Origin of the sequence: Rhodococcus sp. WY5 (assembly GCF_018588185.1) — a bacterium.
GTDB classification, from domain to species: Bacteria; Actinomycetota; Actinomycetes; order Mycobacteriales; family Mycobacteriaceae; genus Rhodococcus_F; species Rhodococcus_F qingshengii.
This window is the reverse complement of the sequence record NZ_JAAMPR010000001.1, coordinates 1,659,832-1,685,542: the sequence shown is the minus strand read 5'-3', so window position 1 is coordinate 1,685,542 and position 25,711 is coordinate 1,659,832. Positions and strand designations below refer to the sequence as shown.

Genomic DNA, 25,711 nt, shown 5'->3' with positions numbered 1-25,711 from the left:
AGCTTTTCCGGTTCCGTGGTGGGCACGGTTACGCTGTCAGTCATGTGAGCTCCTCGAGCAGGGTCTTGCGGTGGGTGATGGCGCTGGCAGTTCTGGCGAAGGTCTGCCGCCAGTCGGGGTCACGAGCACGCTCCGCCGCACGCTCCAGCAAAGTTACTGCGCTGTAAGGAAATCGAGTCTCGGCCAGGCGCAGCGATGCGACGTACTTGTAGCGTGAGAATTCGCCGGCCTTGGCGCCTCCGTCGGCACGTCTAGCCGCAACTCGTTCCCACTGGGCCACCACTGCCCGGGTGATGTCCTCGGGCCATGGACCTCGCAGAGCGTCGTAGATCGCTGCCCGGCCCGGGTGCAGAACATTGGCGTCGCCGTTTCCGGACCTCAACAGATCAGCCAGCGCCTTGGCCGGCACCAACGGGAGCACGCGTCGATCGGTGGCCGTGCCGCGCATACGAAAGAGTTCCAGCGCCCATTCCGTATTGTTCTGCGCGACTCCGGCGGTGGACCACGCGTCGTGAAGGATCGGCTCCCAGCCTTCGTCAACGCTCATCCCCAAGACCTTGCCTGGTCCACCGATCATGTTGTTCCACAGAGACAACGGCGCAGAACTGATCGCCTGACGCACATACTCCGCACGATAGTCGGTGTGTGGATTCGGCCGGTCTTCGATGCCGTCTCGCCTCGCCGCTGAATCGACTTCCTCAGGCGGGACGATGACGAGCGTGGACCGAACGAGTTTCCGTTCCACCCGCACCCATTTCCGAACCCGAGCAGCCATTCTCTCCCCGAACTCCGATTCGGGGAGTTGTCCGAGTACTTCCACTGCCGCGCGTCGCACGTCCTTGCGACGGTCGTCGAGGGCTTCCTCCAACAATGGTTGATCATCCGCACTCAGTCCGTTTGCCAGCGCCGCGACGAAGGCAGCCTTCTGTTCGCCCCGCTCGGTGCCCCAGGACTTTCGGAGTTCGGCCAGCGCCAGCGCGGGATCTGTTCGACGAGTGTCTATCAGCCACTGTGTGCGCTGCGACGAACTTCCGTGACGCCACACGTCCGGGTTGGCATCCCTGGTTCGGACGAGTTTGCTCCACTCGGGGTTTTGCGCGGCAAGCCATCGACCACGCTCGCCGACAATCTGCAGGATGCTCTCCCGGTGAGCTTCACTTGCACGTGCGAAAGAAAGCAACTCGGCGACCAGATGATCAGGCGCACGGTAATTGTGCTCCAACGCGACTGCGAACCATTCGTCGAGCAAGGTCGCCTTGGCCGCGAGCATCGACAGCAGATGCGCCGATGAGGATTCCGGCAGCGTGAATCGAACATCGTCTGGCGCAGGTGTCGGCACCGCCGCCGTGGTGGAGCCCGCACCACCACGGCGGTACGCCCTCTCCAACGCTGCTCCTGCGAGAAGCATCTCGGCAGGATCGCCGTCGAGTTCGCGAGCGTAGCCACGCACTTCAGTCGGCAGCTCCTCGAATGTTGTTGCTGTTCTGGCTGTCCCAAGGAGCGCCGCTGAGATCAATGTACTCACAGCACGATCACCTGCCCTCCCGTGAAAACCGAGATCGGAGTAAGAGCCAGCGCGTTCCACGTTCCGCAGACTGTGACCGGGTAACCGCCGGAAATGCCGAGCAACTTCCACAGAAGATCCGAATCACCCTCTGCCCGAAGCGCTGTGCCCGATTCGTCGACGACAAACCATGATCCGTCGACGAACGACGGGACCACCGAACTGATCACTGCCGGCCACGAGCGCAACCATGGATCCGCGGCGAGGGCATCGGTAAACTGCTGCAACGCAGTGTCGATGCTTCCGAACGGCATGGTTGTGAAGGGCTCCGGTTCTCCGTGCGTGACCCCGATCCGAGCCCGCAATGCCGCGGCACCAGGATAGAAATGAACATCGGCGTTGAGCAGAAACCCGACTGGCGGCGTTTCGGTGGCAAAATTGGGTGACCCGTGGGAGAAGTCGAGCAGCATGGCCCACCGCTTCGAATTCCTGCCGAGCATCCACACCGTTCGGGTGAACAGTCGCTTCTCCTCGGTGATCCCGGAACCGAGAATCATCCAGTTCTCTTTCACCGGAATCGATTCCATCACACTCTCGGTTGAGACCGGATAGCCGACGTGTGCTTTCACCGAATGGGCAAGATCTTCCGGCAACTCGGACAGCTTCTGATGCGCAGCAACCAGCAGGTGCAACCGAGCCAACTCGTCGAGGACTTTCTCAGGCCAGTTCTCGGTAGACGCAACGGTGCCCGCCAAGGCTCGAAGTGTGCCTGCGACACCAGGCGCCTGAGCATCCACCATTCGAGCAGCTACTGCGTCGAAGCCCGCCCAGGATGTGTCCATCGCTGCCAGACCACTGCGGATCTGATCGGTGATCCACAGGTCCAATTCGACGAGCCCGCTCGCAACGCGGTCGGCGCGCTTCTGCGCTGTCGCCGGGTCGGGAGCCCTCTTGGGGGCCTCGTCGCCGGTCTCAGCCCTTTCGCCGCGGGTCTCGGCCTTCTCCTCGCGGCGCAACAACCACTCTGCCGCGAAGTCGGCGGGCTCGTCCGTCGACGGCACACGCCCTTCCGACCATTCCACCAGCAACCCCAGAGCATGTTTGCACGGAAACTTTCGACTGGGGCACGAGCACTTGTATGCAGGGCCCCTCAGGTCGACCACTGCTTGATACGGCTTCGAGCCGCTGCCCTGACACAGCCCCCAGAGCGCGAGACCCCTGTTGCCGGCATGGCTCCACGAACCAGCCAACTTGCGCGCAGCGGCCAGCGATGCGGCGTCCGGAGCTACCGACGCCACCTGCCCAGCTGTCCACGGCGAAGTCACTCGACCACAGTATGACAACCCGCTGACATCACAGAGTCAGGCCGATTCGTTGGTGAATAGCCCCTTGACTCGAACACATATTCGAATATGATCTGGGGAGGGGATCGGGGGATTCAATGAGTGTCTTGTTGTCGGATGTGGTGTCTGGTTCTGCGGTGGGGTTGCGCGGACGGTTGTGGCAGTTGCCTGCTGCCGAGTTGCGTGCTGCTGCTGTCGAGGCGAGTGCGGAGATTCTGCGCCTCGAGGCGGTGCGTGTGGCGGTGGTGGACGAGTTGTCGTTGCGCCCGGATGATCAGGTGATTGCCAGCCGCGGAGTGGGTGCGTGGTTGGCGGCCACCACGATGCTGCAGGTTCGGGACGGGAAGAAGATCGCCGCGCTGGGTGCAGCTTTGCGGCCGTTTCCGGCGGTGGCGGCTCGGTTCGATGGCGGGGACTGCTCGTTCGATCATGCCGTGTTGATCGTGGCGTTCTGCGAGTCACCGCCGAAAGGCATGCCGGAGGAGGCATTACCGAAGTGCATCGATTTGTTGCTCGCTGCTGCGTCGGGTGGGGAAGCGACGACGACGAAAGTGCGGAACGTGATCGCGACCTTGGAGCGGTTGTTCGAATCGGATGAGATCCCGCCCGCCGAGGATGTCGATCTCAACGAGTTGCGGATCGCGTCGACATTGAACGGTCGAGTGGTGGTGCGCGGCGATTTCGACGCTCTCACCGGGGAAATGCTGCTGTCGGCGTTGTCGAATCTGACGATGCCCACCCCGGCACCCGATGGAACCCCGGATTCTCGGTCGGCGGCGAAACGGACGGCCGACGGGTTCACGGAACTGATCCGGCGTTATCTCGATTGCGCCAAGACCGGCACCGATGGTGGTCAGCGTCCGCATGTGAACGTGCACATCAATGCTCGGGATCTGGCGGAGCATCGGGATTGTGCCGCACAGTCTTCGGATTCGGGTGATGACGACTCACTGGACCTGGCCGATCTTGATGTCGGGCACATGCCCTGGCTCGGACCACTGTCCGTGTCACAGACCAGACTCCTCGGCTGCGACTGCTTCCTCTCCACCGTCCTGCTCGACGATCACGGCGCACCGCTCGATGCGAAACCCGGAAAACGATTGGTCACCCCCGAACAGCGAGTGGCGTTGATCGCCCGAGACAGAGGCTGCGCGTTCCCAGGCTGCACATGTGTACCGGCGTGGACCGATGCGCACCACATCCGGCACTGGGCCAACGGCGGCCCGACGGTGATGAACAACCTGGTCCTGCTGTGCCGTTCACATCATCGATTGATGCACCGAAAATCCGGGTTCGTCGGGAAATGGGAAATTCGGATCGGTGTCGACAACAAACCGTGGTTCATCCCGCCGCCCTCGATCGACCCCGGTCAGCAACCCAGGCCGGCGAACACCACCTTCAAAACCTGAGAACGAACCTCAGGCACAACAGAACACGGCCGAGCACCGCATAGAAGGGATCCCCCCGATGCGGTGCCAACAGGCCGTGGCGCGTCCACAACTTTCCACAACTCACGACGTTCGCGCGGGGCGCAAGACCGATCTGCCCAACAACTCACAAACCTGCAGGGCCAGAGCAAGATCCAACTTGTCTCGGCCGGCAGCAACTGGATCGCCGAGCGCCTTGTTGATGCGATACTTCACCGTATTCCGGTGCAGATTCATGTGATTGGCAGTGTGCAGATGACTTTCACCATGTGCAAAGTACACACTCAACGTCGTCCGCAAGGATGCAGCAGAGGGCGTATCTTCCGCCAACGGGCCAAGCACCTCCCAGACCCATGACTTCGTCGAATCGATGTTCTCGGACAGAAGTGAAACCACAGCGACGCCGCGATCTCCGAAGCTCACCACAGGTCGCTGCGGTGTATCCGGGACGGCAGCAACCGAATAGGCGGCGGTTGCCTGTTCGTGGGACCGTTTGAAACCGTCGACCCCTGACCCCGGCAGTCCGATTGCCACCCGCGCCCCGCCGTCCAACGGCACTGCCGCCGCGAGAAACTCCGGATCCGGCGCAGGCACCCGGCGACCGAACGGCAGCCACGCCCACACCGTGCGTCGATCGATGGCGGTGATGATCGGCGGCTTGTCCGCTCCCGCCGCTGCGCCGAGATCACGTACGAGTCGGTCCAGCGTATTGATGCCCATGACGTCGGCATCCCACGTCGACCAGACCACCAGGGCGACGTGGTTCTGACCGAGGCGGTACCCGGTCTCCGCTTCGAAAGCAGCGGTATCTGCGTTGGTGCCGGACAGGAGTGCGTGGATTGCGGCCGAATGGAGGTTTCCCTGCGCTGCCATCCATCGACTGCGTTCCCGCTCGTACGCGTCGAAGACGTAGAGCGTGATCCAGTCGATGTAGCTGTAGACCACGTCCGAAGTGTGTTTCAGGACAGCCAAAGTGAGTCGCGCCGGAATATCCAGTGTGCTGATCTCGTCGTGGCAGATCCGCATCAGATCGCCTTGGCCCATGTGATAGGCCCGGACAAGGGAGTTGGACGGGACATCCCGCTGCGCCAGACGCAGAGCGTATTCCACTGCAGCAGTGGTGGGTTGGAGATGATCGATCGGAATGTCGTTGGCCAATACGTGGATGATCGTCGTGATGTTTCCTTGCACGCTGGCCTCGAGCATTTCGAGCAATTTGGCGTCTGCATCCAATTGGTCGATTTCGTGAGCCATCATGAAGGCCATCTCGCGCGCGATGTCGGCGCTGCGCTCGTCGAGTCGTCGTGCCAACTCGGCAACCACCGCAAGCACTTCCGGCTCCGCGGCTGCAGGCACTCGGGCGAGGCGCCGCATCGCACCGGCGCCTCGCTCCTTGTGCGATGGACTACTCACAGAACTTCCGCACCCTTTCGTCGCAGGTACTTCAGAGCCGATTCGGCTGCGTTGTACCCGCACATTCCATGTGCTCCGGCACCCGGCGGGGTCGAGGCCGAGCACAGGTAAGTGCCCGCGATCCCCGTGCTGTACGGATCGACTGCGACGCGAGGACGCAAGACAACCTGCAGTTCGGTGTTGGCACCTCCGATGATGTCGCCGCCTACCTGATTCGGATTGTCCTCTGCCAGGTCAGCTGTACCACTGCTCGACGTCGCGACGATCTGCTCCCGGAATCCTGGCGCAAACCTCTCGATCTGACGGATGATCGCCTCCGTAGCGTCGCCGGCGTAACCGTGAGGCACGTGCGCATAGGCATACAGCGGATGAACGTTCCCGGCAGATCGGGTGGGATCAGCCAGGTATTGCTGACCTAGGAGCACGAACGGCCGGTCCGGCATGCGGCCTGAATTCGTCTCACGCTCAGCGGCCACGATTTCGTCGAAACCACCTGCCAGATGGACAGTTCCGGCCCGAGCACAGTCCGGATTGGTCCACGGCACATGACCTTCGATCGCAAAATCGACCTTGAATGCTCCGGGAGCCTGCTTGAACTTTCGATAGGCCCTCGCCACTCGACCAGGGAGTCGATCGCCCAGAATTTCGAGCGCACCCCCCGGATTGACATCCAGCAGAACAACATCGGCGTCCGGAATCTCGGAGGCCGTACGAACCCGAACGCCGGTGTCGATCTTGCCGCCGTGATCGAGGAGCATCGCGGCCATCGCGTCGGTGATCGACCGCGAACCTCCCTCGGCAACCGGCCAACCGTAGCGGTGACCAGCAGCAGTGATCATCAATCCCACCGCCGAGGTGGCCGGACGGTTGAGTGGATAGAAGGCGTGTGCGGCAACCCCGCCGAACAGCGCCTTCCCCTTGTCCGTCTTCCACAGTTTGGCGGTCACCGTTGCCGGAAGCAGCGCTCGCGGACCGAAAGCTGCGAGCCGCAGCGGATGGTGCGGAACATTGACGATCGGGCGCATCAGATCGGACGCCAGCGCATCGAACCCAGTCGACAAGTCACCGAACATGCGTTGCCATCGAGGCCCGTCAGCGCCGAGTCCCGCAGCCGTCTGCTCCAGCGAGCGGTACAGAACCCCGGCGTCCCCGTTGTCGAGCGGATGCGCGCAGTCCACCCCTGCCCATCTCCAGATCAGCCCGTATCGCTCGAGGTCCAGCTTGGACAGGTACGGCGAGCCGATACCCATCGGGTGAAACGCCGAGCAGTGATCATGGATCAACCCCGGCACGTCGATCGGACCGGAGCGGGTGCCTCCGCCGATCTGGTCGGCAGCCTCGAGCACCTGCACGTCCACACCGCTACGTGCGAGGTGTACCGCGGCAGCGAGCCCATTGGGCCCGCTGCCGACGACTACGGCCTTTGTCACTTACTCACCTCTTGCTCGCTACCGCTGACCCTCGTACGCATCTTCGGTTCGGAGACAACCTGCGGATCCGTTGCCGCGCGGTCGGCCCGTACGTCCAGTGTCCACTGAACGTCGAACGGAATGGGCCCGTTCGGCAACCACGGCTGTTCGGCGACTGCGTCGGCGACCTTGAAAGTACCTCGTTCGATGACACCGAGAGCGGCATCGATCACCTGGTACTCCTGCGTTCCCTTGTGGATGGGCTGCGATTCGATCCAGGTCACCAGGAACTCACCGGGTGCGAAATTGCAGCGACGCTGAATGGCTGCGATCAACTTCGCGTCGTGCAGGTGCCCGTCACCGAAGTTGAAGGCGACGATGGAGTTGCACATGAACTCTGCTTCCCGCAGTGAGTACGTGTTGATGTCGTCGCCGAGGTGCCTGATCATCAGAGAGAACAGCGCACGCCCCTGGCTGTGCATGGAACGCCAGCCCAACAGCTGATGCAGAACGACATCGGACACATCTTCGGGGTACATCGTCATCAACTGATTGCGCGTATCCGGCGACGGACGCTTGATGAACTGGTCGATCTTGGCTTCAGCGCCCGGCGCGAATGCCCACGTCGCGGATGCCCAGTTGCCGGCGTACTGGCGCATCGACGGCAGGAAGGACACCAGATCGGGTCGAAGGTTTCCGAGAATGGGGAAGAAGGCAAGGGCTGCAACAATTCCCGCGGTAATCCACGGTGAGGACATGGCGCCGAGTCCGTAGCCGTCCCATGCCGGGAATCCCAGGAACAGGAAGACCGAGGCGTAGGCGAACAGAAGATTCCATTCGAGTGGGACGGCAAGCGGGAAGGTCGACGCGATGAACAGATGGAATCCGACCATGAGGATCACGGCGAGGATCGTGAGGGTTTTGTTCGTCGAGAACAGCAGTATCAACGGCGTGACGATTTCGACCATCGTTCCGGCCACGTGTGCGACGCCGCCGCCCAGGTGTGAAGGCCGCAGATCCTCCGGGAAATTCCGGTAGTGGGCGCGCTTGATCTTCTTCGACGGGATCCACGGGGTATTGCTGAGCATCGGAGGAACCACCAGCGAGAAATGGCGACCGAACTTCGAGACACCGGCACCGATCCACACCATGACGATCAGCAGTTTGAGCGCCAGGATCATGTCGACGAACGGCAGGAATGTGAAGAAGAAGATCGCCGGCAGGTACTGCTCACTACGGGCAGCGATGAAGGGCACCTTGTCCCGCAACCCGAGAATCACCATGAGTACCAGGAAGGAGTACAAGACCGTCGGGCGCACCAGTCCGGCATTGTCAGCGATTGCCGAGTCGATTCCTGTGGTGTGAACACCGGGGAGAACAGCGGCAACAAGGAGATTGGCGACTGCGGCGACATAGATGAAGACGTCGAACACCGTGCGGGTGTCACCCGAGGTGAGCGGCACTTTGCCCGGCCACGGTGGCAGACGAATGGTGCCGGGGCGGAGCCAGTAGAGAACTCCACCGGTCATCGGCTTGAAGTGGCCGGCGAGCGGCCCCCAGGATCCTGCCAAGCCCAGCATCTCGAGCATCATCGTCCAGATGATGAGTTTCTGGTAGACGATCGGCTGGTTCCACCACGATCCGATGTCGAACCACGAGAGGCCGGAAGTCAAAGTGGCAACGGCTGTTCCAGCCGCCAGGTAAAGGAACAACAGTTTCATGATGTAGACGGTGTGGACCATCTTCGGCGTACCGAAGCCGTAATCCACCCAGTGCGTGGACATGTCACGCAGACGCTCGAGAAACGGCTTGTCCATGAACGTTGCCGGATCGACGGGAGGGAAGTTTCCTTCTTTGAATCCCATGATGTGCTCCTGAAATACGGAATGTGGGCATGACGGATCGACTCGACGGACGTCGTCGAGCTGTGCTGGTATTACGGGGAAGTGACTAGTGAGCGGGAGTTGCGCTCAAAGCTCGTCTCATTCCAGGTTTGTCGATCTTGCCCACCGGGTTTCGGGGAAGCGCATCGACGACGTAGATCGCCACTGGCACCTTTACTCGGGTGAGCAAGGCCGTGACATGTTCGAGCAGTTCGTCTTCGGTGACGGGTGCATCGGGGTAGGCGACGACATAGGCAACTGGCACCTCTCCGTAGACCTGGTGCGGAGCGCCGATGACGGCTGCCTCGAGCACGGAAGGATGTGTAGCGAGCGAATTTTCGATCTCCTTGGGGTAGATGTTCTCTCCCCCACGGATGATCATGTCCTTGATGCGATCGACCAGGGTCAGGTAGCCGTCCTCGTCGAGGACTCCGACGTCACCGGTATGCAACCAACCATCCTTGACGGTCTTCGCAGTCTCCTCCGGCTTCCCCAGATAGCCACGCATCACGTTGCCACCCTTGATGACCACCTCTCCGGCAGTCCCGGCGGGCGCAAAGGTTCCGTCCTCGGCAAGAATGGCAATCTGCTGGCCGGGCAACGCCGGGCCGACCGTACCGAGTTTGCGCACGCCGTCCACAGGATTGCAGGCCGACGCACAGGTCCCCTCGGTGAGTCCGTAACCTTCCACGATCACGAAACCGAAACGCTGCTCAGCGCGTTCGAGGAGTTCCTTGCTGATCGGCGCCGCACCGCACACGGCAAACCTCAAGGACGACGTGTCGATCGAGGAGTCTTCCGGCTGTGAGGTCAGCATCGCGTAGATTGCCGGCACCGCCGAGAAATACGTGGGGCGAAGCCGCGCGACGTCGTCGAAGAATCTCGAAACCGAGAACTTCCCGGTGACACTCACCTGCCCGCCGACAAGCAAGGGCATCAAGACGCTGACGCAGATCGCGTTGACATGGAACAGCGGCAGAATCAGCAGGCAGTGATCCGCGCCGGTAACACCGATGTTCTTGCCCATCGACGAAGCCATGAACTGCAGGTTGGCATGCGTGAGCATCACTCCCTTGGGCCGTCCGGTGGAGCCGCTGGTGTAGATGAGCAACGCCAGATCGTCTGCTGCAACATCGATTCCGGGTCGGGGATCGGTCGGCGGCACTGTCGCCAGATCTTCGACGGCCAGCACTGCTCGGCCGCCCGAGGGTGCGTCGGCAGTGGCGGTGATGACCAACTCGGCCCCGGAGTCCGCGATCTGGTAGTCCGCTTCGTTCGCGGTGAACATCGGATTGATGGGTGTAGCCGCAGCACCGATGCGCCAGGCAGCCATGATCGCGATCAGCAACTCGACGCGATTGGGCAGCATGATCGCCACCACGTCACCGAGGCCGATTCCGAGTCCGGCCAATTGCGCGGCAACAGCTTCCGTGCGATCTGCGAACTCTTCATACGTGAGTTCGACGTGGTCGTCCCGCAAGCACGGCTTCTGCCCGTACTTCTCTGCAAGATCCCAAGCCAGATATCCGATGTTCGCCACGAGAGTCAGCACCTTTCATTCGTGTGTGACTCAAAACACTATCGGCGTCCTGCGGCCGAAGAAACGGTCCCAGGGGATCAACTTGTCCAGGTTCTTTGTTCCCTGAGCACAACACCGCCCGAGCACAACACCGCACGTGCGGTGCACATCAGCTCGACGGCTGATGCAACACCTCGTGGGCGCGTCTGGTCACCACCTCGGAGATCCGGCGCAAGACAGGTGACGACAGTTTCCACTGCTGCCAGTACAGCGGAACGTCGTCCACGAAGTCCGGATCGAATCCGATCAGCACGCCGGAGCGATCGTCGTCGCCGCGCTGCAGGTCCGGTATCAATCCCCAGCCGTATCCCCGCCTGACGGCGTCCGCGAAGTCTGCCGATGACGGAACAAGATGACGGGGCGGATCGGCGGGGTGGCCGACCTTTTGATCGAGGTAGCGATCCTGCAGTAGATCCTTGCGATTGAACACAACCAGCGGCGCCTCCGAAAGGGATTCGGCCGTGACACCGTCTGCGAACCAACGACGGCAGAACTCCGCACTCGCCATCGGCCGATACCGCATGATGCCCAAACGGCTGGAGGTACACCCTTGAATCGGTGACGCAACAGAGGTGACGGCAGCCATGACCGAACCGTCGCGCAGTAGTTCGGTGGTGTGGTCTTGATCGTCGAGATGAAAATCGAAACCGACTTCTTGCGTGAACTCCGCGAGGGCCCCGAGAACCCAGGTGGACAGCGAATCGGCATTGACCGCGATCGAGACACGTGCAAACATCCCTGAACCATTTTCAAGGCCGAGCTCTCGCACGGTGTCACGCGACAAAGCGTCTATCTGACGTGCAAGACGCAGGACTTCTCTCCCCGAATCGGTGACCCGGATGGGCTTGGTGCGCTGCACCAGGATCCGGCCAACCGAGGTCTCGAGACCTTTGATTCGTTGGCTGACCGCCGAAGGCGTGATGTGTAACTTCCGCGCCGCCGCCTCGAAGGTTCCCTCGTCGACCGCGGCGTGCAATGCCCTCAGTTGCTCGAAATCCAACATAATCTGAAGCTACTCTGATGCATCCTAAGAATCATTAGCTGGACTGACTGAAATCCAAGCGGCAGGCTCGACGACATGCTCAGCACCAACGACCCTGCGTCGGCCCTCGTCGGTTTCGGGGTCGGACTGTCTTTGATCGTCGCAATCGGCGCCCAGAATGCGTTTGTTCTTCGTCAAGGCCTGACGCGATCGCACGTACTCCCGATCGTCGCAGTGTGCGCGTTGTCAGACGCAATTCTGATCCTCGCGGGCGTCAGCGGAATCGGGACCCTCCTCGAACACGCACCGTCGATGATCACGTTCGTTCGTATCGCCGGCGCCGTTTTCCTCCTCAGCTATGCGCTCTTCGCCGCCAAGCGGGCACTTCACCCCCAGACGTTGGCGCCGGATCGACATGGCAACGGGTCGAGGCTTGCCGCCGTCACGATGGCATTGGCTCTCACCTGGCTCAATCCACACGTGTACCTCGACACCGTGGTGCTCATGGGTTCTATCGCCAACGGTCGCGGCGAGATCGGACGTTGGTGGTTTGCCGCCGGTGCCATCACGGCAAGTGTGGTCTGGTTCGGCGCCCTCGGTTACGGCGCACGTCTGCTGACGCCGCTTTTTGCGAAACCCAACGCCTGGCGGGTTCTCGATGCTCTGATCGCCGTGATGATGGCGGTTCTCGGAATCAGCCTGCTTGTCGAATTGTGACCAGGCTGCACAACCTCGATCCGACCCTGCGGGTAGCGGGATGGGTTACCGTCCAAGATGAGGAAGCTCAATTCACCTGTCGCGAGTTGTGACCATCAGGTAGGGCTGATCACCTGTCGCGAGTTGTGACCATCAGGTAGGGCTGATCACGATGACCGAGGACGATGGCGGCACCGAACCGCGGGACTCCAACCGCGGACTGGGTTTGCTGTGTCTACTCGCTGCGGTCGCCGGCGTCGGGGTCGGATTTGTCGGCGGCGCGTTCCGTTGGTGTCTGATCAGGGCCGACGAACTTCGTCAGGCGATCGTGAACTGGGCGCATCACGTTCCTTACGTCGGGTGGCTCGTGCCGGTCCTCCTGGTGGCCCTGTGCACCGTACTTGCCGTACTGATCGTCAGACGAGTGCCCCTCGCAAAGGGAAGCGGCATCCAGCACGTCGAGGCGGTGTCCCGCGGTGAAGCGAAACCGCCGGGAATCAATCTCGTGCCCGCCAGATTCATCGGCGGCCTCTTGGCGATCGGCTCCGGTCTGGTTCTCGGCCGTGAAGGCCCCACCGTACACATGGGTGCGGCGATCGGAGCAGAAGCGGGACGGCGAGCCCGCCTCACCGAACCCGACGTCGCCATGCTGCAAACATCCGCGGCCGGGGCAGGACTCGCTGTCGCATTCAACGCGCCGATCGCGGGAGCACTGTTCGTCTGCGAGGAGGTGACGCACTCGTTCCGGCTGCGCACCGTGCTGCCAACGCTTTTCGGTGTTTCAGTGGCGGTGGGCTGTGCACGGATCGTCATCGGTGATCAACCCGATTTCGAGGTCGGCACCGTGCCGACACCTCAACTTGCACTCTTGCCACTGTTCGTCGTCTTCGGAATCCTCACGGGGCTACTGGGTATTGCGTACAACCGCCTGATTCTGGGACTACTCGACATCGTGGCACGACTCGACAAGATCCCACCGACTGTCATCGGCGCAACGATCGGCGCCGTCATCGGCCTGACGCTGTTCCTCGACCCGTTGGCCAGTGGGGGCGGCGACGTTCTTGCACAGATGATCGTCGGCGGAAGGATCTTCGTACTGCCGATCCTGCTGCTGTACTTGGTGGTTCGGTTCTTCACCGGCCCGCTCTCGTATGCCGCTGGAACTCCCGGCGGACTGTTCGCTCCCTTACTCGCTCTCGGCGCGCTCTGGGGGTCGATCTTCACCGGACTGTCGAGCTTCGTGCCCGGAGTGGACGCCGGGCTCACGGTCACCATGGCCACCGTCGGTATGGCTGCCTTCTTCGGCGCCGTAGTACGCGCACCGTTCACCGGCATCGTGATCGTGGTCGAGATGACCGCGGTGACGTCGACGCTGGTCCCGATGCTCGCTGCCACTGCGGCAGCGGTATTCGTCACCACGTCGGCAGGGTCGGCACCTATCTACGACAGTCTGCGCGAACGGATGTTGGAGCCGCAACGCCCGCATACGGATTGATCCCCGCACACGGGTCATTGCAGCACGGGTGCGCTACGTGAATTCAGAATTTGCAGATGACTTCCTCGGAGAACCTGCGTACCGCATCTTTCTTCGCTTCCAGGTCGCAGTCGAACCCGAGGCCGTACATGGCCCAAGGAATGACGATCGATTCCGTCACTCCGCTATCGGCCAGTTCCAGGGAGCCGTCGAGACCGAAGCGATCGGCGCAGACGGCCTGAATTTCGAACGGGGACTCGGCGCGCCCGTACTCGACCCGCAGGACGCCGATCCTCGCGATGAGAGCTTGCAGATCAGCGAAAGAGACTGTAGCCGAGGTCCAACCGTCACCCACTCGCGCTGCACGGCGCAATGCGGCCGCGGAATGTCCTCCGATGTAGATGGGGACGGGATCGACCGGCGCCGGGCTCATCTGCAGCCTGTCGAAGTCGAAGAACTTGCCGTGATGTTCGACCATACCGCCGCCTAGAACCAGTCGCAGTACCTCGAGCATCTCGTCGACTCGCGGGCCTCGATCCTTGGGGGAAGCGCCGCACCACTCGAATTCCTCTGGCGCCCAGCCCACACCGACCCCGAGACCGAAGCGGCCTCCTGTCAGATTCGCGACCGACCCCACCTGGCTTGCCAGCAGCAGAGGATTGCGTGAGCTGAGCTCGAGCACCTGCGGATAAAAGCGAATCTTCGACGTTCCGGGCCCCATGAAGGCCGCGGCAATCATGGGGTCTACAAATGGTGTCTTCGCGTCCCACATCCGCACACCGTCAGCGGTATACGGATACCCGGTAGCGCCCCGCTCGGGAAAGAACAGTGAGTCGGGCATCGTGATCGAAGAAAAGCCGCATTCTTCGGCCACTTTCGCAAGTGCAACGAGTTGAGAGAGGGGAATCATCGCCACGGCGAGGCTGAACTTCATCGGAAGATCCCTCTGTTCAGTTGACCGGAGCGACTGAAGTGCCTCGATGAGCTCGAAGTCGGTTCGCACCGATCGGCTTGGGAGACAGTGGATCCTGAACAGTCACTTCTTGCAACGCTCAGTCATACGACAACTCCCCCGCAGTGCGGTCGAAGCATCAGCCACCCTCGGTTGGACAAGGACGTGTTCGAGGTTACAAAGCTCCCGCTACTTCGGCTCGGCGGCTTCCCGCCAGGCGGACACATACCAAGAACTTCGGGGTCCTGGTGACACCTGGCACCCCACTCCCCCTGATTTCGCACCGTGCAACCTGCGAATCGGCCTACTGATGCAAGGGAGTTCCGACGTAGTTCTCGGCGATCAGCGTTCGTCCGGCCACGGAACGCGTGACCATGTCCAACTCGGCCAACTGTCGGCGATGCCCGAAACCGCTGTCGTCTGGCAAGCGATGGAGCATCGACGACATCCACCACGAGAAGTGCTGCGTCCGCCACACACGCGGCAACACCGTTTCGGTGTACCCGTCCAGCATCTTTCGGTCGGACGAGGTGAAGAAACCGTCCATTGCCTTCGCCAGTGCGTAAACGTCGGCGATCGCGAGATTCATTCCCTTCGCGCCGGTCGGCGGCACGGTGTGCGCCGCATCCCCGGCAAGAAACAGGTTGCCGTGCTGCATCGGCTCACACACGAAGCTGCGGAACTGGAGGATCGACTTCTGAAAGATCTTGCCGTCCTTGATCTCCGCCCCCTCACCGTCGACGCGCATGTGCAGCTCGTCCCAGATTCGATCGTCGGACCAGTTGTCCACGGAGTCGTCCGGATCGACCTGAAGGTAATGACGCTGTACCTCGGGCGTCCGTGTGCTGATCAGTGCAAACCCGCGCTCATGGTTGGCATAGATCAGTTCTTCGGACGACGGCGGCGCCTCGGCCAGGATGCCGAACCACGCGAAGGGATACTGGCGGAAATGATCCGTTCGGATCGACGGTTCGGGAATCAGCTTTCGCGTTCCGGTGCGTGAACCGTCGCAACCGGCCACCAGGGTGCACTCGAGCTTCTGATCATTTCCGTCCGAGTCGACAAAAGTGATACTCGGGCGATCCGATTCGTGATCGTGTACTTGCGCGTCGGACACTCCGAATCGAATGTCCCCGCCGTCAGCGAGACGCCGCGCGATCAGATCCTTGAGCACCTCGTGTTGCGGATACACCGTGACTGCTCGCCCGTCGGTCAGTTCGTCGAACGCGATTCGGTGCCCTCGTCCACCGAATCGCAACTCGATTCCGTGATGTTCGAGGCCCTCCCGCTTCAGTCGATCACCGAGTCCGGTCTCGACCATGAGATCAACCGTGTTCTGTTCGAGCACGCCGGCACGAATGGTGCCTTCTACCTCTTCGCGGGTGCGGCATTCCAGGACAACCGAATCGATTCCCTTCAGATGCAACAGATGCGAGAGCATCAACCCGGCGGGACCACCACCGACGATTCCGACCTGGGTGCGTGAAGAAGACATACAGAGAGCTCCTGAGGTGAGTGACGATTGAGACCACCCTCGACCACGATCACTCCTCTGAACAGCTGCAATTTCACTCAGTGAAAGACCGAAACGAGCTATCGAAACCCACCGCTACCAAGCCCGCGTGATATTCCACGGGCGGCCGCGACCAACGCCGGCAGTAAAGGAGCCGGATCCTGCTCCACCGGAACAACTGTCGAGACCGCTGCCACGACACTGCCCCCGGCTTCGCGGACAGGAGCGGCGACGGCAAGGGTTCCGACGTTCAGATACTCGCGACAGACCACGAATCCGGCGCGCCTGATCTCGTCGAGAGTTGCTCGCAAAATCCGCTCGGAAGTAATGGTTTTGGGAGTGAACGACTCGAGGCCGGCGCGAAGGACGTCGTCGAGAAGCTCGGTTCCGCCGTGCGCGAGGAGAATCAATCCACCGCTGGACGCGTGCAACGGCAATCTTCCGCCGGCACGGCCGACCACGGTGACGGCGCTACGCGAGGACAAGCGCTCGAGGTACAGAGCCTCGGTGCCCTCACGAACGACCAACTGCACGTTCTCTCGGGTGACCTCGTACAGGTCTTCGAGGAACGGCAACGCCACCTGCCGTAGGCCGTGAGCGCCGGGAGCGAGAGCGCCGATCTCCCACAACCGGACTCCGACCTGGTACTTGCCGTCACTCCGACGCTCGAGTGCGCCCTCAGCCACCAACTGCCCACACAGTCTATGGACGGTGGGCAGAGGCAAACCGCTGCGACGACTGATCTCCGACTGCGTCAACCGCGGCGATTTCGCGTCGAAGGCACCGAGCACGATAAATGCCCGGCCGATCAACGAACGCTCGCCTGATGCCATTCACACAGTGTGACTGACATCAGGCGAAACGTGTTCAGGCGGTGCGGAGCTACGCGGAGTGCGCCAATTCCGGTTCGCGTTCGGTCACCGGCGGCGTGGCCTCGATCTTCATCGGCTCCTGCGCGTAGTGGAAGTGCGGACGACGGTGACCGATGAACGAACCGAACCACGACATCACAGCGACATACCGGTTGCGGAAGCCCACCAGATACATCACGTGCACGGCCAGCCACATGAACCAGGCGATCGTGCCCTTGAACTCGACCTTGCGGACGCGACACACAGCGCTGAATCGGCTGATGATCGACATGCTGCCCTTGTCGAAGTATTTGAAAGGCGTTCCGGCCTTGACCTTTCCGTTCACAGTCTTCGCTGCGTGACGTCCACCCTGCATTGCAACGGGCGACTGACCAGGCAGACCGTTCAGCGAAGTCATGTCGCCGATGGCAAAGACGTTGGCAAACCCGCCGACGGTCAAGTCCGGATTGATGAGCAGACGACCTGCACGGTCACTCTCACAACCGGTCGCCTCGCCGAGCACTGCTGCGAAGTCGTTGGCGCGAACACCGGCCGACCAGATGACGGTCTCGGCGTCGATGCGCTTCTCTTCCTTGGTCTTTGCCGAAGAGACGGTGACACCGTGCTCGTCGATGGCGGTGACCATAGTGTTGAGAACAACCTCGACACCCGACTTCTCGAGCGAGGCCTGTGTGTACTCACTGAGCTTGCCGCCGAAGGCCGGAAGCGCAACGCCCGCGCCCTCGACCATGGTGACCGTGACCTCGTCGGCGCTGATGTTGTTGATGGACTTGGCGAAGTAGCGACGCGCCAGTTCCTTGATCTGTCCGGCGAGCTCGACGCCGGTCGCGCCTGCACCGACGACAACGAAGCTGAGCAGGTTGCGGCGAACCAGCGCGTCGTTGGTGGTGTGAGCCTCTTCGAAGCAACGCAGGATCTGCTTACGCAGGACCTCGGCATCCTCGACGGTCTTGAGCTTGTAGGTGACCTTTTCGAACTCGTCATGACCGAAGTACGCCTGGGTGGCACCGGTGGCTGCGATGAGCGAGCGGTATCCGAGAGTGTGGCGGGTGCCTGAAGCCTCGTAGACGACGGTGTTCTCTTCGGCGTTGACCTCGACGACGCGACCGAGACGCACGTCGGCGTTGGGGTACTTCTGCAGGATCGTGCGGATGGGCGGAGCAACTTCGCCTGCCGACAGAACGCCCGTCGCCACCTGGTAGAGCAGCGGCTGGAAGAGGTGCTCGGTGGTGGCGGAGATGAGGACGAACGGCGTCTTGGACTTCGCGAGGGTCTTGGCCGCGGCGAGGGCTCCGAATCCCGAACCGACGATGACTACCTGAGTCTGCTCGTGTCCAGTCGCGTCGATGTCAGCGCGACCCGCAGCTGTTCTATCCACAACAAATCTCCTCAACCAAATTGAAAGTATGACTATTACGGTATGGACTGATCATGGGTCGGGTCCAGCTAGCTGGAGTATTCGCAAGACTGTTATCTCGATTGCTCATAAGTAAGCTGTCCTCATGGACTTCCGCCAACTCAAGTACTTCCTCGTCGTGAGCGAGGAACTGAGCTTCAGTCGCGCTGCCGAGCGCTGCTTCATCTCGCAGTCGGCGATCAGCCATCAGGTCGCCCGACTGGAGAAGGAGCTTGGCGCGACACTCTTCGAACGCTCGACCCGAGCCGTTCGCCTTGCCCCGGCAGGATCGCGACTCGTGCCCATTGCGCAGCAAGTCCTCAGCCTCGAAACGATGGCCTACTCCGTCGCACGCGACCCACGAGCCCGGATCCGGATCACCGGAAACATGAGCTTCGCCGCTCAGACGCTGGACGCCATCGCACACGTGCGCGAACTTCATCCGGACCTGGACGTCGAGTTCGTCATCAAGAGTTTTGCCCACCGCATGGACGCCGTAGCCTCCGGTGACGCCGACATCGCGCTGATTCGCGGCGGCGTCGACCGCCCCGGACTCGAACCCTTGGACCTCGGCGTCGAAGATCTGCTGGTCGTCATGTCGAGCCGGCACCCCCTGGCCGGCCAGCAAAGCGTCGACCTCAATGATCTGGCCGCATACCCCCTGCTCCTGCCGCCGCGCCAAAGCCAGGTGCTCATTCACAAGGTGGTCGAGGACGCGTTCCGCGAGATAGATCGACGCGTCCAACTGGGCCCTGCAATTCCGAGCGATCACACAGCCACGCTGGACGTGATCACCAACCCGCGCGCCTGGACCCTCCTGTATTCGATCACCGCAGGCGAATCTCCACGCGCCGGCATCAGCTTCATGCGAGAATCGCACGGCCGCTTGCGAATTCCCGTCTCGGGAGTGACCCGCAGCGGCGCCACCCACTCGACCGAGTTCGCCGATCTGATCCAAGCGCTCAAGGACGCCATGAATCCGTCTTTCACTGAGTGAAAGTGCGATGGCGATCGACTCCCCTCACGGAGCAACGTGGTGCACAACCATGTGATGCGGCGCGCGGTTGCATCCCTTTACCGAGGAGCGGCCATGACGCGTTTGCTGAGCGAACCTGTGTGGGAATCGAAGATCTTCGACGGCGAATGGGTTCGCGGTAGCGCCGACGATCGTATTGTCGTCGAACCGGCCACCGGCAAGCAGTTGACGACGGTCGGCATGGCAACACCAGACGACGTGGCAGCCGCTGCAACAAAAGCTAGTGCCGCTCAGAAGGATTGGGCAGCAAGGCCGTACACCGAACGAGCCGCCGTTCTACGCCGCGCCGGTCAACTGTTCGAGCAGTACGCCGACGAAATCGGCGAATGGGTAATCCGCGAGGCCGGCAGCATTCCCGCCAAAGCCGGACTGGAAACCCACACCGCTGCCGAAGAGTGCTACAACGCAGCAGCTTTGGCCGCACACCCCATCGGCGAGGTGCTGCGCTCGGAGCAACCGCGGCTGAGCTTCTCTCGTCGCGTCCCCGTCGGCACCGTCGGCGTCATCGCACCGTTCAACTTCCCGATCATTCTGTCGATCCGTGCAGTCGCTCCCGCACTGGCACTGGGCAATTCGGTGATCCTCAAGCCTGATCCGCGCACGGCGATCTGTGGCGGTGTGGTTCTTGCCCGCATCTTCGAAGAAGCCGGTTTGCCTGCCGGAGTGTTCGGCATGCTGCCGGGTGGCGCTGACGCCGGTGAGGCAATCGTGGTTCATCCGAGCGTTCGCGTCATCGCATTCACCGGGTCGACCCGGGCAGGACGCGCTGTCGGTGAACTGGCGGGCCGCCATCTCAAACGAGCACACCTCGAACTCGGGGGAAACAACGCACTGATCGTCATGGACGACGTCGACCTCGAAAAGGCCGCATCTGTAGGCGCTTTCGGATCCTTCATGCACCAGGGGCAGATCTGCATGACCACCGGCCGCCAGCTCGTCCACGAAAGCATCGCCGCCGACTACACCGCACTCCTTGCCGAACACGCCGACAAGCTTCCGGTAGGCGACCCGTTCACCGGTCAGGTCGCACTCGGACCCATCATCGACGCCAAACAACGCGACCACATCCACTCCCTGGTCACCGGAAGTATCGCGGCCGGAGCAAAACTGGCGGCCGGCGGCACCTACGAGGATCTCTTCTACCGACCCACCGTGCTGGCCGACACCCCACTGACCGCCCCGGCCTTCGCCGACGAAGTCTTCGGGCCAGTCGCACCGGTAACCTCCTTCGCCACCGTCGAACAGGCCGTCGCCATGGCCAACGATTCCGAGTACGGACTGTCACTGGGCATTCTGACCTCCGACGCCATGCGCGGGCTCGAGGTCGCCCAACAAATCCCCACCGGCCTCGTACACATCAACGATCAGACCGTCGGCGACGAAGCAGTCATCCCGTTCGGCGGTATGGCGTCTTCGGGTAACGGTGGCCGCGTCGGCGGTATCGGCGCAAACCTCGACGCCTTCACCGAAACGCAGTGGGTGACTGCGCAGAGCGCACTCCCGGTCTACCCCTTCTAGTCCGGAACACGCCGAGTTGGTCCTGAATACACCGAGCTGGCCCCAGGGGCTCACTGACCAGCATTGACGGGATCGATCTCGCGGACTTACCATCCAGAGAAAATTACTTCGGCACATTAAGCAATTTCTCTTGTAATTCCCGAGAAGGACCCACTTGACGAATTCAGTGACGACCGACAGCGCTGCGCAGCCAACGGTCCACGACACCCCGGATGTATCCGTCGTAACATCGCCGCGCCGCGAGGCCGTCATCATCGGGGCGCTCAGCCTGGCCGCGATGATCGTCTCGATGATGCAGACACTGCCCGTCCCGATTTTGGGGCGTATTCAGTCCGATCTGGGCGCATCCGCGGCCGGCATCAGTTGGGTGACGACGGCGACGTTGCTGTCGGCCGCCGTTTTCACTCCCCTGTTGGGCCGCTACGGCGATCAGCACGGCAAGAAGCGCACGCTGGTCGGCGTTCTGGTCGTCATGGTCATCGGTTCGATCGTCGCCGCACTGGCACACAATCTGCCACTTCTCATCCTCGGACGTGTCCTCCAGGGGACCGCCACCGCCATCTTCCCGCTGGCTCTGTCGGTCCTGCGCGAGGAGGTCCGCCCACACAAGCTTCCCGGCGCGATGGCATTGGTCAGCGGAACTCTCGCATTCGGCAGCGGGCTCGCCCTCGTAGCCACCGGACTTCTCACATCGGCTCCGGATGCCGACTACCGCAACGCCTTCTGGATGGCCACCGGGTTCGCGTTGCTTGCCCTCGTCGCCGTCGTCACGCTGGTTCCGGCAACCAAGCACAAGAGCGGCGGGCGCGTCGACGTCATCGGCGCGCTGAGCCTGGGCGCTGCACTCCTTCTGCTCCTGTTGTCGATTTCGCAAGGCCACCAATGGGGTTGGTTCTCACCCGTGACCATCGGTGTTTTCCTGGGCTCGATCGTGATGTTCGCAGTCTGGGTCTGGATCGAGAAGATCGTCGACGAACCACTGGTCGACATGCGAATGTTCGTCCACCGGCCCGTGATGATGGCGAATCTGGCGGGGGTCATGCTGGGCTTCGGAATGTTCGCCAACTTCCTGGGCATCTCCTATCTCGTGCAGCTTCCCCACGCCCTCACGGGATACGGATTCGACGCCAGCATTCTGCGTGCGTCGGTGGAATTCCTGCTGCCGGGTGCGATTGCCTCGCTGATCGCAGCACCGATCGGTGGGCGGCTCATCAGAGTGCGTGGGCCACGCTTCGTCCTGGGACTCACCGCCATCTGTGGTGCGGTGCCGTTCGCCTGGCTCGCGTACGACCACACGCACACCGCGTCGGTCATCGGTGCCGGCATCGTGATCGGCGCCGCCGTGAGCCTGGGCTACGCGGCCATGCCCGCGATCATCATGTCGAGCGTTCCGCGACACCAGAGTGGAATAGCCAACGGCATCAACTCGATCTCCCGTTCCACCGGCAGCGCCATGGGCAGTGCAGTGGTGACTACGATTCTCGCCTCGATGACCATCGCGAACCTGCCAGAGGGCGTATCCGCTCTGCCCAGCGAATCCGCCTTCACCGTCACCTTCGTCACTGCCGCCGTAGCTTTCGCTCTGGTCGGCCTGGTGGGTTGGTCAGGCCTCCCCAAGAGTGCGTCGACGTCTGTCAACGGCAGCGCGTGAACAGGCCTGCTCCGAACAGCTCCGCATTCACGAGATGCCCATGCGTGTGAGCATTGTGCGAGGATCGGCGGGAGGTAGCAGGTCTCGAAGCTGAGCGGCTCGGCGGTCGGTGAACTGCCGACACGCGTCGTCGTCGGAGAACACCCAGAAGTCCCCACGCGCTATTGCTTCGGTCATGTGCTCGGCGGCATCGAGCGGGTCGAGTCCGGATTCGACGTTCGCCTGTTGCATTGCATCGAAGACAGCGTTTGCCGTGACGTTCGTAGTCGGCGCGTCACGCTGGGCCGCACGAAAGATCTCACTCCGGATCGAGTGTGGAACAACAGCACTGACCTGAATCGGAGAGTCGACCAACGACAGATCTTGGTGCAAGCTCTCGGTCATCGCCAGCACCGCGAACTTACTGACGATGTACGGTCCTTGCACCGCGGCGCTGTTGATCCCGCCGACAGAAGACAGATTGGCCACACACGCCGGCTTACCCACCTTCAACATCAATGGCACGAAAGCACGAAGGCAATAGAAGACGCCGTCGACGTTGATCTCCATCAACCGTCTCCACCGCGCACCACTGACTTCCCACAGCAACCCGGCCGTCTCCACTCCGGCATTGTTGACCAGCAACTCGACGCTGCCGTGACGATCGAACACATTGTCCGCCATCCTCTTCACGGCATCGGCATCCGCTACGTCCACTCCATGGACGTCAGCTCTCCCACCGGCCGCGCGAATGTCCTCGGCGACGAGCGACGCACGCTCCTCGTCGATGTCGGCAACGACCACCGTCATTCCCAGCCGCGCAAGGTGACGGGCGAACCCTGCACCGATACCGGCCCCCGCACCGGTCACGACGGCCGTGCCGGTACCGAACCGGCGTTCAGCGTGGGACATCTCCACTCCTCGGGTTGTGTCGCCGAAACTATTGCTCGACAAAGACTTCAGATTCCTTCGGGCAGAATGTTGGGATTGCACCACGTCGGTGGCTCACGTCTGGGCATCAGCCCTTGCCCGTCGAGCGCCTTCACGACCAGATCCTGATACCAGGGAAAATGAAGACTGAAGGCTACAAGGCCGGTCCGCTCGGCCGCGGGAAGAGAACACATGGCCAGTACCGTCTCGGCAAGATACTCGACGGGCTCGGTTTCGTATCCATCCGGAATGAGTGCGTCGGCGCCGGGAGTCGAGATCGCAGTGGAAGGCCCCACCGAGTTGACCGCGATATTGTCGTCCAGCACCTCCGCGGCGAGGCCCTGTGTGAACCTGTGCAGTGCTGCCTTCATCGACGCGTAAATCACGTCACCCGACGTCTTGTTGTAGTCGCGGAAGGGCCTGATCGGATTCAGTCCCGTCGAGGAACCGATGTTCACGATCCAGCCTGCGCCGCGCTCTCGCATGTAGGGGATGGCTGCCTTCGACAGGGCGAACGGCGCGCGAATGTAGTGGTCGAGGGTCCGTTCGAACGTCGCCAGCGACATCTTCTCGATCGGCGCGTAGTCGGCAAACCCGGCATTGTTCACGAGGATGTCGATACCTCCGGTCCGCGAGACGACCTTCTCGATCAATCCGTCGCGAGCCTCGGAATCCTCGAGATCGGCCGGAATGGCAAGTGCACGACCGTGTTGCGACTCGATCATCTCGACGGTCTCGGACAACGTACCGCCGATGACGACATTACTGTCGGCACGGACTGCCGCGGTAGGCCGAGTCGACCGTGCGGTGACGACCACGGTTGCCCCCTCTGCCGCCAGTCGCCTGGCGATCGCCCTGCCGATGCCTCGACTGCTCCCGGTCACCAGCGCGGTCTTCCCTACCAGCGAGTGATTCAACTGCTCCTCCAAGGCTCTTCCACTTCACGACATCGAACACATGACGTATGTGTTCGACCTGAGTTCGACTGCATTTCACGCAATCGTTGTCCGCCATGTTGCATCATCCGATTCTGTTGCACAGCAACGATTCCCGCCTGACGGGAGGTGTCGAAATGCCGGGCACATGACCAAATTCGCTATCTCCCGCTGTGTGAGATCGAAAGCATCACAACGGGTTAGGGGAAAGTAATCTTCACCAATGGCAGATGAAACGCTCTACGTGATCGATCGGATAGTCACGAAACCGGGATGCGGTCGACAGTTCGTCGACGCGCTACTCGACCAGTATTTGCCGAGTGCACAGCGTCGCGGCATGACACTCGCCGACGTACTCGTCAGCCCTCCGTTGTGGTGCGATCAAGACCCGAACACCTTGACCGTCACCTGGACGGTCGACGGCACGGCCGGCTGGTGGTCGATGACGCGCCAGGGCCGCAGAGACTCCACCCTCAGGCAGTGGTGGGATGCAATGGCTCCGCTCATAATCGAACGGAGTCGCTCCATGGCCGCCGCAGCAAAGGACATCGAAGGACTGAGCAATGTATAACGTGACAAGAGTCGTGCACGCCGCCAACGGGGCGGGCGCCGACGAGTGGACCGCTGCAGTGAAGAACATTGCCGCAGTTGCCGAATCGTCGAACGCGCTGCGTCGTCTCGTCTGTACGACACTACCCGGCGTCATCAACGGCGGAGATCTGATCGTCCATCTTCAGTTCGAAGACGAGATGGCTTGGCAGACAGCCCGAGATGCGGTCGACGACAGCCTGCGCTGCGCCGCCGTCGACCACTTCCACGGTGCCGAGTACTCGTCCGGGACCACGGGACGTTCCGGCGCCGAAGCCGCCGGTCAGGTGTACCGAGCGCTGTTCATCCGGGTATCCCCCAGCACACCCCAGGACGTACTCGAGGAATTCGAACGGGATCTGCTCAGGATGCCTACCCATATCTCGTCGATCTGCGCCTGGCGTCTCAGCCGAGTCGACGCAGCGATCGGGCACACACCATGGACTCATGTCTGGGAGCAGGAGTTCACCGACCTCGGCTCACTGCAGACCCAGTACCTCGATCATCCGATTCACTGGGCAGTGGTGGACCGGTGGTTCGACCCCGAATGTCCCGAGGCCGTGGTCCACGACAGAATCTGTCACACGTTCGGCAATCTCACCGAGAGACTCCTGACAGTGGAGTGATCTGC

At 61.9% G+C, this 25,711-nt stretch carries 21 protein-coding genes; 8 read left to right on the top strand and 13 right to left on the bottom strand.

The window, feature by feature from the left end:
• Positions 1–40: 40 nt before the first annotated feature.
• Positions 41–1,525, bottom strand: a complete 1,485-nt coding sequence (locus G4D79_RS07665) for a DUF5691 domain-containing protein (protein WP_099697164.1) — start codon at positions 1,523–1,525, stop codon at positions 41–43.
• Positions 1,522–2,829, bottom strand: a complete 1,308-nt coding sequence (locus G4D79_RS07660) for an SWIM zinc finger family protein (protein ID WP_099697165.1) — start codon at positions 2,827–2,829, stop codon at positions 1,522–1,524. Before G4D79_RS07660 ends, G4D79_RS07665 begins: the two co-directional genes overlap by 4 nt.
• Before the next feature lie 116 nt (positions 2,830–2,945).
• Between G4D79_RS07660 and G4D79_RS07655 the strand changes: the two genes are divergently transcribed.
• Complete coding sequence (locus tag G4D79_RS07655) at positions 2,946–4,256, top strand: HNH endonuclease signature motif containing protein (protein ID WP_099697166.1); 1,311 nt, start codon at positions 2,946–2,948, stop codon at positions 4,254–4,256.
• A gap of 102 nt (positions 4,257–4,358) precedes the next feature.
• Here the strand turns inward: G4D79_RS07655 and G4D79_RS07650 are convergent, their stop codons facing one another.
• The 5 genes from G4D79_RS07650 to G4D79_RS07630 form a co-directional block, all read right to left on the bottom strand.
• Positions 4,359–5,648 (bottom strand): CdaR family transcriptional regulator, encoded by a 1,290-nt coding sequence (locus G4D79_RS07650; RefSeq protein WP_064075023.1) that lies wholly within the window; start codon positions 5,646–5,648, stop codon positions 4,359–4,361.
• 35 nt (positions 5,649–5,683) lie between these two features.
• Entirely contained in the window at positions 5,684–7,117 is a 1,434-nt protein-coding gene (locus G4D79_RS07645) for an NAD(P)/FAD-dependent oxidoreductase (protein ID WP_099697167.1), read from the bottom strand.
• On the bottom strand, positions 7,114–8,961 hold the full coding sequence (locus tag G4D79_RS07640) for a DUF3556 domain-containing protein (RefSeq protein ID WP_042451545.1): 1,848 nt from the start codon (positions 8,959–8,961) through the stop codon (positions 7,114–7,116). Before G4D79_RS07640 ends, G4D79_RS07645 begins: the two co-directional genes overlap by 4 nt.
• 85 nt (positions 8,962–9,046) lie before the next feature.
• A complete protein-coding gene (locus tag G4D79_RS07635) occupies positions 9,047–10,519 on the bottom strand; it encodes a class I adenylate-forming enzyme family protein (protein WP_099697258.1) in 1,473 nt (490 codons plus the stop codon).
• 148 nt (positions 10,520–10,667) lie between these two features.
• Entirely contained in the window at positions 10,668–11,561 is an 894-nt protein-coding gene (locus G4D79_RS07630; protein WP_003943053.1) for a LysR family transcriptional regulator ArgP, read from the bottom strand.
• Positions 11,562–11,636: 75 nt separating this feature from the next.
• Here G4D79_RS07630 and G4D79_RS07625 point away from each other — a divergent pair, with 75 nt between their 5' ends.
• Both G4D79_RS07625 and G4D79_RS07620 read left to right on the top strand, forming a co-directional pair.
• Positions 11,637–12,257 (top strand): LysE/ArgO family amino acid transporter, encoded by a 621-nt coding sequence (locus G4D79_RS07625; RefSeq protein WP_042451547.1) that lies wholly within the window; start codon positions 11,637–11,639, stop codon positions 12,255–12,257.
• A 151-nt stretch (positions 12,258–12,408) separates the two neighbouring features.
• Positions 12,409–13,731: a ClC family H(+)/Cl(-) exchange transporter gene (locus G4D79_RS07620; RefSeq protein ID WP_073513474.1), complete on the top strand. Its 1,323-nt coding sequence runs from the start codon at positions 12,409–12,411 to the stop codon at positions 13,729–13,731.
• A gap of 43 nt (positions 13,732–13,774) precedes the next feature.
• On the opposite strand, the gene G4D79_RS07615 is transcribed toward G4D79_RS07620, so the two are convergent.
• The 4 genes from G4D79_RS07615 to G4D79_RS07600 all read right to left on the bottom strand — a co-directional run bounded on the left by G4D79_RS07615 (position 13,775) and on the right by G4D79_RS07600 (position 18,425).
• Positions 13,775–14,644 carry a TIGR03619 family F420-dependent LLM class oxidoreductase gene (locus G4D79_RS07615; RefSeq protein WP_042451679.1) on the bottom strand — a complete coding sequence of 290 codons (870 nt, stop codon included), beginning with the start codon at positions 14,642–14,644 and terminating at the stop codon, positions 13,775–13,777.
• 322 nt (positions 14,645–14,966) lie between these two features.
• The gene (locus G4D79_RS07610) at positions 14,967–16,157 is read right to left on the bottom strand and encodes a 4-hydroxybenzoate 3-monooxygenase (RefSeq protein WP_099697168.1); all 1,191 of its coding nucleotides are present in this window, start codon (positions 16,155–16,157) and stop codon (positions 14,967–14,969) included.
• Between the two features lie 98 nt (positions 16,158–16,255).
• Positions 16,256–17,008 carry an IclR family transcriptional regulator gene (locus G4D79_RS07605; protein WP_003943227.1) on the bottom strand — a complete coding sequence of 251 codons (753 nt, stop codon included), beginning with the start codon at positions 17,006–17,008 and terminating at the stop codon, positions 16,256–16,258.
• A 49-nt stretch (positions 17,009–17,057) separates the two neighbouring features.
• A complete protein-coding gene (locus G4D79_RS07600; protein WP_003942969.1) occupies positions 17,058–18,425 on the bottom strand; it encodes an NAD(P)/FAD-dependent oxidoreductase in 1,368 nt (455 codons plus the stop codon).
• A 124-nt stretch (positions 18,426–18,549) separates the two neighbouring features.
• On the opposite strand from G4D79_RS07600, the gene G4D79_RS07595 reads away from it, so the two are divergent.
• From G4D79_RS07595 to G4D79_RS07585, 3 genes are all read left to right on the top strand, one after another.
• On the top strand, positions 18,550–19,440 hold the full coding sequence (locus tag G4D79_RS07595) for a LysR family transcriptional regulator (protein ID WP_003943104.1): 891 nt from the start codon (positions 18,550–18,552) through the stop codon (positions 19,438–19,440).
• Positions 19,441–19,533: 93 nt separating this feature from the next.
• A complete protein-coding gene (locus G4D79_RS07590) occupies positions 19,534–20,997 on the top strand; it encodes a benzaldehyde dehydrogenase (protein ID WP_058226858.1) in 1,464 nt (487 codons plus the stop codon).
• Positions 20,998–21,151: 154 nt separating this feature from the next.
• Complete coding sequence (locus tag G4D79_RS07585; protein ID WP_231917407.1) at positions 21,152–22,648, top strand: MFS transporter; 1,497 nt, start codon at positions 21,152–21,154, stop codon at positions 22,646–22,648.
• 27 nt (positions 22,649–22,675) lie between these two features.
• Here the strand turns inward: G4D79_RS07585 and G4D79_RS07580 are convergent, their stop codons facing one another.
• Positions 22,676–23,539 carry an SDR family NAD(P)-dependent oxidoreductase gene (locus G4D79_RS07580; protein ID WP_007730535.1) on the bottom strand — a complete coding sequence of 288 codons (864 nt, stop codon included), beginning with the start codon at positions 23,537–23,539 and terminating at the stop codon, positions 22,676–22,678.
• A 47-nt stretch (positions 23,540–23,586) separates the two neighbouring features.
• A complete protein-coding gene (locus tag G4D79_RS07575) occupies positions 23,587–24,474 on the bottom strand; it encodes an SDR family NAD(P)-dependent oxidoreductase (RefSeq protein WP_030536112.1) in 888 nt (295 codons plus the stop codon).
• Positions 24,475–24,715: 241 nt separating this feature from the next.
• On the opposite strand from G4D79_RS07575, the gene G4D79_RS07570 reads away from it, so the two are divergent.
• Positions 24,716–25,063, top strand: coding sequence for a hypothetical protein (locus G4D79_RS07570; protein ID WP_007730530.1), 348 nt, complete (start codon positions 24,716–24,718; stop codon positions 25,061–25,063).
• Positions 25,056–25,706, top strand: coding sequence for a Dabb family protein (locus G4D79_RS07565; protein ID WP_166502772.1), 651 nt, complete (start codon positions 25,056–25,058; stop codon positions 25,704–25,706). The genes G4D79_RS07570 and G4D79_RS07565 overlap by 8 nt, the downstream gene beginning before the upstream one ends.
• Positions 25,707–25,711 lie beyond the last annotated feature (5 nt).